Raw genomic sequence first — 6,613 nt, 5'->3', positions numbered from 1 at the left:
TTACATATTCCCGATATGCGCGGACTCCTCCGCCTTGCATTGCAAAAAAATCTACCCTGTCTAAATCTAATTCACAACTTTGCCAAGACACTAGTGCCCTGCCGCAGTCTGTAGTAGGGATATTGCAATTTGCAGCGAAGTATACAGCAACAGGAGTCGTTCACGATGGGAAATAGTAGGGAGGGGTTTAAATGGCGTATGTTCTGCTTGTTCTTGCTATAGGGTTTGCCTTTCTTATTGCATTGTTTGCTGTTCAAAACAGTACGATGGTAAGTGTTAACCTGCTTACGATGAGTCTGGATGCTTCACTGGTACTTGTTATATTAGGTGCGGCGGCATTAGGCTTTTTATCTGCGTTAATGCTGCAATTGTATGTTCAGATCAAGATGAAGTACCAGTTGTATAAGGCACACTCCCGTATACGGCAGCTGGAAGAAGAACTTGCTAAAAAGCCGGAAATAGCTAAGCCGGATACACCTAGACCGGAGGAGACGCCAGTTAGTTAGGCTTTTTCATATCGCTAATCGATGAGTCCGCTTTTTTGTCAACATACAAGGTACCATCCGGTGTGATCATGGCTAGGGCCACAGCTTCGTAGTCGGTAATTCCTTCGGCTAAGAGTTGTTTTTGCAGCCAGTTGGTTGTTAGCCCCTTTTTCACAAGACCCTGATCAATAAGTTTGCCATCTATGATAAGTTCAGTGCCGATAGAAAGGCTGTTGGCGGGTTCCTGCTGGGGCAGCTGAAGATCTTTTATGGTAGGCGACTGAAAAGCTTGCTTTTTTAGAATGCTAAGCTCACCATCCGATTCTATCAATGCCAGGTCAACCTGGGCAGGATCAAAAATCCCTTGCTCTCTTAACATTTCGAGAAGATCGTTGATGTTATAGAAGCGTTTTTTCAAGTTTTCCTCCATGATTTTACCTCTATACATGACCAGAAGCGGTTCTGCTTCGAGTAATTTGCGAGCTGGAATAAACTTCAGAGAAAGCATGTTAATAGCGATAACCCAGATTGTAGCAGTTATCATCCCAATCAGGCCGCTGCGCAAACTGAATTCTGCTTCGGTGATTACCGACGCGCCAATTTGTCCTAACGTGAGGCCCATAACGAAGTCATAAAATGTCAGCTCTGATAATGTTCTTCTTCCTAGCAGGCGGGAAATGAGTAAAAGGACAAATAGCATGAACACTGTGCGGACTGCAATTGATAAATCTTCAGACATGTAGCATCACGCTCCGGTAACGGGATGCTGTTAGTATTTGCAGTGTGAATAACCCTATGCCGCCACTGATGGGAAGATAAAGAGAGCCGCCTGAGTAAATACAAAATAAAAAGATCGCATGCTCACCGTAAGGATGAGCACGCGATCTTTTTTGTCTGTTAATGCTGAATAATTTCCCTCTCGATAGCCGCTGCAGTTTCTTCGCAGCAATCTGTTGTCCGGTAGCATACAGTCCGGTTCCTGATAAGTGCGAGGGCAGGGAATTGGGTGATGCCGAGTTTTGCTGCTATTCTTGCTGATTTATACATATCTATGGTGACAAGCTTAATCGTATCACCATACTTCATTCTAATCCGTTCAATTTCTGTCATAAATGTGCGGCAGGCAGGGTCCGTTGGATTCCAGCAATAGACGATGGCAGGCTTATTGGATGTGAATAATTGCTGTTCAAGATAAGCTGTTTCCGCCAAGTACCGCTCGGCAGCTACGCCGCCGACAGCACCATCGCCTACGGCTGTTGCAACCTGGCGCAGTGCCTTATCGCGCACATCACCTACGGCAAAGACTCCCTCCAGGTTGGTCTCCATTTGGTCATTCGTCAGAATATACCCTTGTGTGGACATATTGATCTGTCCTTTGAACAGGTCCGTATCCGGTAAATAGCCAATAAACAGGAAGCAGCCATCTACATCTACCGGCTGCAACTCGCCGGTTTTAATATTTTTTAAGACAACCTGACTGAGCCGCTCTTCGCCTCTAAATTCCTGCACCATGGCATTCCAGATAAATTCTAGATTGGGAGTGCCGAAGGCTTGCTCTTTTGCCACTTCATTAGCATCAAGAATACCGGTGTCATGAATAACGGAAACCTGGACCCGCTTTGCGAATTTCGTTAAAAAAATTGCTTCTTCGATTGCCGCATCGCCGCTGCCAATCACTAATACTGATTTGCCTGTATAAAAAGCTGCATCGCAAGTAGCGCAAAAAGAAATTCCTTTGTCAAAAAGAAAGCGTTCTTCGCCTGCTGCTCCGGTTAATCTAGGCTTGCCGCCGCTGGCAATGATTACGGCTTTGGCTGTATAGTCGGTACGAAAGGTGCTAATGAGTTTTTCCTGACCGCACAATGCGACCGATTTGGCAGCCGTTAATTTCATCACAACTCCGAATCGCTTTGCCTGCTTCTCAAACAGCTTCATCAGATCAGTGCCGGCAATGGGCTCAGGAAATCCCGGGAAGTTTTCAATTTCGCTGGTATAGGTAGCCAATCCTCCCGGCAAGGCTTTTTCAAACAGCACCGTTTTAAGCCGGGCCCGGCCACAGTAAAGTGCTGACGTTAAGCCGGCTGCACCGCCGCCGATGATGGCGACATCATAATGCTCTTGTTGTTTTGTCATAGCGCACCTACATAAAATATTTAACTAGCAGTTTGCTGCCGATAAAAGCTCCTACCAGAATGAAGATACCAAAAACCCAGCCATGCAGGGACATGGAGGCAATAGCGCTGAAATAGGCACCAATATTACAACCAAATGCCAGCCTGGCACCATAACCCATAAGCAGTCCGCCCAGCAGGGCCGCAACAACCTGACGGCCTGCCTTGATTTTCTTTATTTTAAATTGAGAAGCGGCGGCAGCAGATAAAAAAGCACCCACAATCAGCCCCAGATTAATAATTGATCCACCGTGAGCCCAGAAGCCTCCTTTTAATGCTGCCATCATTGACGGCTGCAGCGTATAAAACGACCAGGTTTCCGGATGCCCCCCAAATGCCTGATAAATCCAAGCTCCCCAGAACACAAAAGCGGTAGTTACCCCCCAAGGGGAAGCCATATAAATAAATATGACAATGTTGAGCAGACCTAATAGCAACGCTCCCAGCCAGTAGGGCCAGGCATCTATGAGTACTGTCTTTTTCAGAAGTTCCAGTTCCTGAGCCGCACGTGTTGTCATGCCTTCAGCCTCCTACGTGTTTTTTTCAATGTAGATATCCCAGACTCCGTCTTCTACCTCTGTGACTTCAACATTGTGACCTGCTTTGCGAGCCCACTCAGGGATGTTTTTTAGTGCACAGCTATGGTCAATGCTGACAATCATGATGTCGCCGGTGTTTAAATCTGGCCATTTTTTTTGGCACTTTAACAGAGGGATGGGGCAAGCCTCGCCTAATGCATCAATTGTAAATTCAGCCATGATAAATCCTCCTCATAAATCATTGATTTTAGACTTTACGGTATTCATACCAGGTAGCAAAAACATAGATGGCACCTAGAAGCGCCAGTTGTCCGAAAAAGGCACCTGCCCATCCAAGGGCTTCGGGTAAGTAAATTTTGGGAGCGGCATTAAAAAAGTTATCGGTCCACCAGCCGAAGTGAATTGCTCCAAGCACTGAGCCCAGGATAAAGGTTGTTAAAGACAGCCACTGCATAGCAAAGCCCTCACCCATGCGCATCAGCGTGCCCGAAGCACAGCCGCCCGATATAACCATACCGATACCAAACAATACGGCACCGATTGCCGTATGCATGCCAACCGGCTGTACACCGCCGATTACCGGCCCGCCTTTTAGCAGCGTGGTAAACTGCAGTGCCGCAAATCCTAAGCTGGCAACTGCAAAGGCGATCATGGTAGCCCGTGTTAAGGATGTACTGCCTGTCAAAATGGGGTCTCGTAAAGAAGCGGTAAAGCAAAAACGGGATTTTTGCAGGACAACTCCCAGGCCGATGCCTAAGAACCAAATAATGCTGGACAGAGTTTTAAGTTGGGACAAATAGATTCCCACAGCAATCACTACAATGAGTGCGACAGCTGTATACCCAAGCTGGCTTTTCTTCCTGGTCCCTGTCAGTGGCCTCGGTCGGGTAATGATTTGTGTTTCCGTCACGTAGCAACCCTCCTTTTTATTTGTGAAGTTTTTCACCACTATCTGGCTTTATTGTACTATTTTCCTTGAAAACTGTGAAATTTCAGATTTTTATGATAGTATAAGGTTAGCTTATATAAAACGGGTGAGACAGATATGAATGTAAGACTGTTGCAAGCTTTTATTGTAATCGTTGATACCGGTTCATTCTCCAAAGCTGCTGGGCGGCTTTTTATATCCCAGCCGGCTTTGAGCCAGAATGTAAAACAGCTGGAGGCCCAGTTTAAAACCCGGCTAATTCAGCGTGATTCACGCAATTTCTGTTTGACGGAGGCAGGGCGTATTTTGTATCAGCATGCCTTGCGGGTTACGAAGGCAGCAGTAGAAATGGAAGATGAAATGCAGCGCTTTCAAACAGTTTGTGATCAGCATGTTTCAGTAGGTGCTACCAGTGTCATTGGCGGCTATGCTGTTCCCTGCAGCGTGTTTATATTCAAACAGAAGTACCCGGAAGTTTCTATCAAATTAAAACTGGCAAATCGTCGTCAGATTTTGGAGGATATTCGTTCAGATCTACTGGATGTCGGTATTATTGAAGGTGAGCAGCCTGACTCAAGCGTACTTGCCGATGAAATACATCTAGAGGAAATGATCGTTATTGCCCCTGGCCGGGAGCCCTGGCACATGCAGCAGCAGCTCAGCATTAGTGAATTATTTACAGCACCGCTGATTATAAGGGAAGAAGGGTCTGCTACAAGGTGGGCGGTTGAACAGGTTTTTCGCAAAGCCGGAATTGAGCTGAGGCAGCTGAATATTGTACTGGAGCTTACCAGCAGTGATTCCATTAAGGCGGCAGTGGAAGCGGGGCATGGTATTTCAATATTGCCGCGAATTGCAGTAAAAAAAGAGCTTTATAATAAAGCTCTTTGTCAGTTGAAAATAGATTCGCTCTCTTTTGCGCAACGCAGCTATGTAGTTTATAAAAACAAGCCACAACGGTCGGTTGCTGCAAAGTTTATTAAATTGATGAAATCGCCTGCCAATGGATTTTGCTAACCTGGTTATTTACGAATGGTAATTTGCCAGATTCCGTTGTCTACTTCGTCCACTTCCATGGAATATCGCTTGCGGCGCATTTCTGCCTGAATAACTGACACCGTGCAGCTGTGATCGGTGAGAAGTACGATGTGGTCTCCCGGCAGCATTTGCTTCATGGCGGCCTGGACTTTGAGGTTCGGGATCGGGCAGAAATCTCCAAGGGCATCAATAAAATGCTCGGACATAGCCAGCCTCCTTTTCCCTGTATCCACAATTACTTCTGCGTATGGCTGCCGATACCCTGCAGGCAGAAAAAATGCAAAAGTTAGGCCCCTGCAAGCATTGATTGCAGGGGCCTAATTGTACGGCAAACAGCGCGTATGTTATTTAAGACCAACTGATGTTAAAACATTGGCAAGGTTGTCTGCACTTTGTTTTAATTTGTCTATTTCCTCAGTGCGAAGTGGAACGGCCAGTCTGGTTTCAATGCCTGATCTGCCGATGCGGCAGGGCAGGCTCAAGGCTACGCCGCTGATTCCGTATTCGCCTTCCAGTGTGGTTGAAACAGGGAAAATGCTGTGCTCGTCATAAAAAACTGCCCGTGCAATCCGGCAGGCGACCATAGCAATGCCGTAATTTGTGCAGCCCTTATAGTTGAGTACCTCGTATGCAACATTGACGACAGCAGGACCGACGCTAGTACGGTCAAGCGGTTCAGCGGGCTGAAAGTATTCCTCGAACTGTTCGCTAGGAATACCGGCAATGCTGATAAGACTCCAGGCGGGGAAGGCAGAGTTGCCATGTTCGCCTAGCATAAAGCCTTCGACATTCTGCGGATTTACCTTGTAATAGGTTCCGAGAATTTGCTTGAGACGTGCTGTTTCTAAGGAGGTACCTGTACCAAATAGTTTGTTTTTAGGGTAGTCGAAGAAGTTGGCTGCGTAATAGGTAGTGATATCAAGCGGATTCGTGATCATAATGATGATGGCTTCCTTGGTATACTTGGTAATGGAAGTCATGACATCTTTCATTACCTGCACATTTTTCCCGGCGAGCGATAAGCGGTCACCCGGCTCGCCGGGCATAATGCTCGGGCCTGCTGCAATGATAATGACATCAGCATCTTTGCATTCCTCATATCCTCCGGCATGGACGTAGCTGTTGGGGCTGAGGCTGAAAGGCGCTCCATGGCTGGCATCAAGTGCTTCACCCAAAGCTTTGTTTTCTTTAATGTCAATGACGGCAATCTCAGCCGCCAGGTTTAGGGATAAGGCGGTATTCAACACTGCTGATCCTACATTGCCGATACCCACAATCGCTAATTTTGTCTTTTTCGTACTCATGTGATCTCCTCCATTTAAAAAATACAAATGTATTTTTCTTGCGAACGGAATTTGTTCTACAGTTGGATATATTATAACGTTTTGTCTTAAGTGTGTCTACCAGTAAGGGAGAGCGGCCAAGGAAGAGACAACCCCATTTATAACCGCA

The 6,613-nt window shown here is 46.5% G+C and carries 9 protein-coding genes; 2 read left to right on the top strand and 7 right to left on the bottom strand.

Translation table 11 applies throughout. The features are described from left to right. The first annotated feature begins 191 nt into the window (after positions 1-191). A complete protein-coding gene (locus RTR76_RS14775; protein WP_312521953.1) occupies positions 192-506 on the top strand; it encodes a LapA family protein in 315 nt (104 codons plus the stop codon). Here the strand turns inward: RTR76_RS14775 and RTR76_RS14770 are convergent. The 5 genes from RTR76_RS14770 to RTR76_RS14750 all read right to left on the bottom strand — a co-directional run bounded on the left by RTR76_RS14770 (position 499) and on the right by RTR76_RS14750 (position 4,105). Further along, entirely contained in the window at positions 499-1,224 is a 726-nt protein-coding gene (locus RTR76_RS14770) for a DUF421 domain-containing protein (protein WP_312521952.1), read from the bottom strand. The genes RTR76_RS14775 and RTR76_RS14770 overlap by 8 nt on opposite strands. A 158-nt stretch (positions 1,225-1,382) precedes the next feature. Then, positions 1,383-2,618, bottom strand: a complete 1,236-nt coding sequence (locus RTR76_RS14765; RefSeq protein WP_312521950.1) for an FAD-dependent oxidoreductase — start codon at positions 2,616-2,618, stop codon at positions 1,383-1,385. Between the two features lie 7 nt (positions 2,619-2,625). Continuing rightward, positions 2,626-3,174, bottom strand: coding sequence for a YeeE/YedE thiosulfate transporter family protein (locus RTR76_RS14760; RefSeq protein WP_312521949.1), 549 nt, complete (start codon positions 3,172-3,174; stop codon positions 2,626-2,628). Between the two features lie 12 nt (positions 3,175-3,186). Continuing rightward, on the bottom strand, positions 3,187-3,414 hold the full coding sequence (locus tag RTR76_RS14755; protein ID WP_312521947.1) for a sulfurtransferase TusA family protein: 228 nt from the start codon (positions 3,412-3,414) through the stop codon (positions 3,187-3,189). 28 nt (positions 3,415-3,442) lie between these two features. Beyond that, positions 3,443-4,105 (bottom strand): YeeE/YedE thiosulfate transporter family protein, encoded by a 663-nt coding sequence (locus RTR76_RS14750; RefSeq protein ID WP_312521946.1) that lies wholly within the window; start codon positions 4,103-4,105, stop codon positions 3,443-3,445. A gap of 135 nt (positions 4,106-4,240) precedes the next feature. Between RTR76_RS14750 and RTR76_RS14745 the strand changes: the two genes are divergently transcribed. After that, positions 4,241-5,140 carry a LysR family transcriptional regulator gene (locus RTR76_RS14745; RefSeq protein WP_312521945.1) on the top strand — a complete coding sequence of 300 codons (900 nt, stop codon included), beginning with the start codon at positions 4,241-4,243 and terminating at the stop codon, positions 5,138-5,140. Between the two features lie 5 nt (positions 5,141-5,145). Here the strand turns inward: RTR76_RS14745 and RTR76_RS14740 are convergent, their stop codons facing one another. Next, positions 5,146-5,394, bottom strand: a complete 249-nt coding sequence (locus tag RTR76_RS14740; protein ID WP_312521944.1) for a sulfurtransferase TusA family protein — start codon at positions 5,392-5,394, stop codon at positions 5,146-5,148. A 111-nt stretch (positions 5,395-5,505) separates the two neighbouring features. Further along, positions 5,506-6,465 carry an L-lactate dehydrogenase gene (locus RTR76_RS14735; protein WP_312521943.1) on the bottom strand — a complete coding sequence of 320 codons (960 nt, stop codon included), beginning with the start codon at positions 6,463-6,465 and terminating at the stop codon, positions 5,506-5,508. Between the last annotated feature and the right edge of the window lie 148 nt (positions 6,466-6,613).

This window comes from Anaerospora sp., assembly GCF_032013335.1.
Classification (GTDB): domain Bacteria; phylum Bacillota; class Negativicutes; order Sporomusales; family DSM-15969; genus Anaerospora.
This window is presented reverse-complemented; position numbering and strand designations above follow the sequence as displayed.

Excerpts from the sequence above, each read along its gene's own strand:
- RTR76_RS14760 (WP_312521949.1), bottom strand. The coding sequence starts at position 3,174 with ATGACAACACGTGCGGCTCAGGAACTGGAACTTCTGAAAAAGACAGTA.
- RTR76_RS14775 (WP_312521953.1), top strand. The coding sequence starts at position 192 with ATGGCGTATGTTCTGCTTGTTCTTGCTATAGGGTTTGCCTTTCTTATT.
- RTR76_RS14735 (WP_312521943.1), bottom strand. The coding sequence starts at position 6,465 with ATGAGTACGAAAAAGACAAAATTAGCGATTGTGGGTATCGGCAATGTA.
- RTR76_RS14755 (WP_312521947.1), bottom strand. The coding sequence starts at position 3,414 with ATGGCTGAATTTACAATTGATGCATTAGGCGAGGCTTGCCCCATCCCT.
- RTR76_RS14745 (WP_312521945.1), top strand. The coding sequence starts at position 4,241 with ATGAATGTAAGACTGTTGCAAGCTTTTATTGTAATCGTTGATACCGGT.
- RTR76_RS14765 (WP_312521950.1), bottom strand. The coding sequence starts at position 2,618 with ATGACAAAACAACAAGAGCATTATGATGTCGCCATCATCGGCGGCGGT.
- RTR76_RS14770 (WP_312521952.1), bottom strand. The coding sequence starts at position 1,224 with ATGTCTGAAGATTTATCAATTGCAGTCCGCACAGTGTTCATGCTATTT.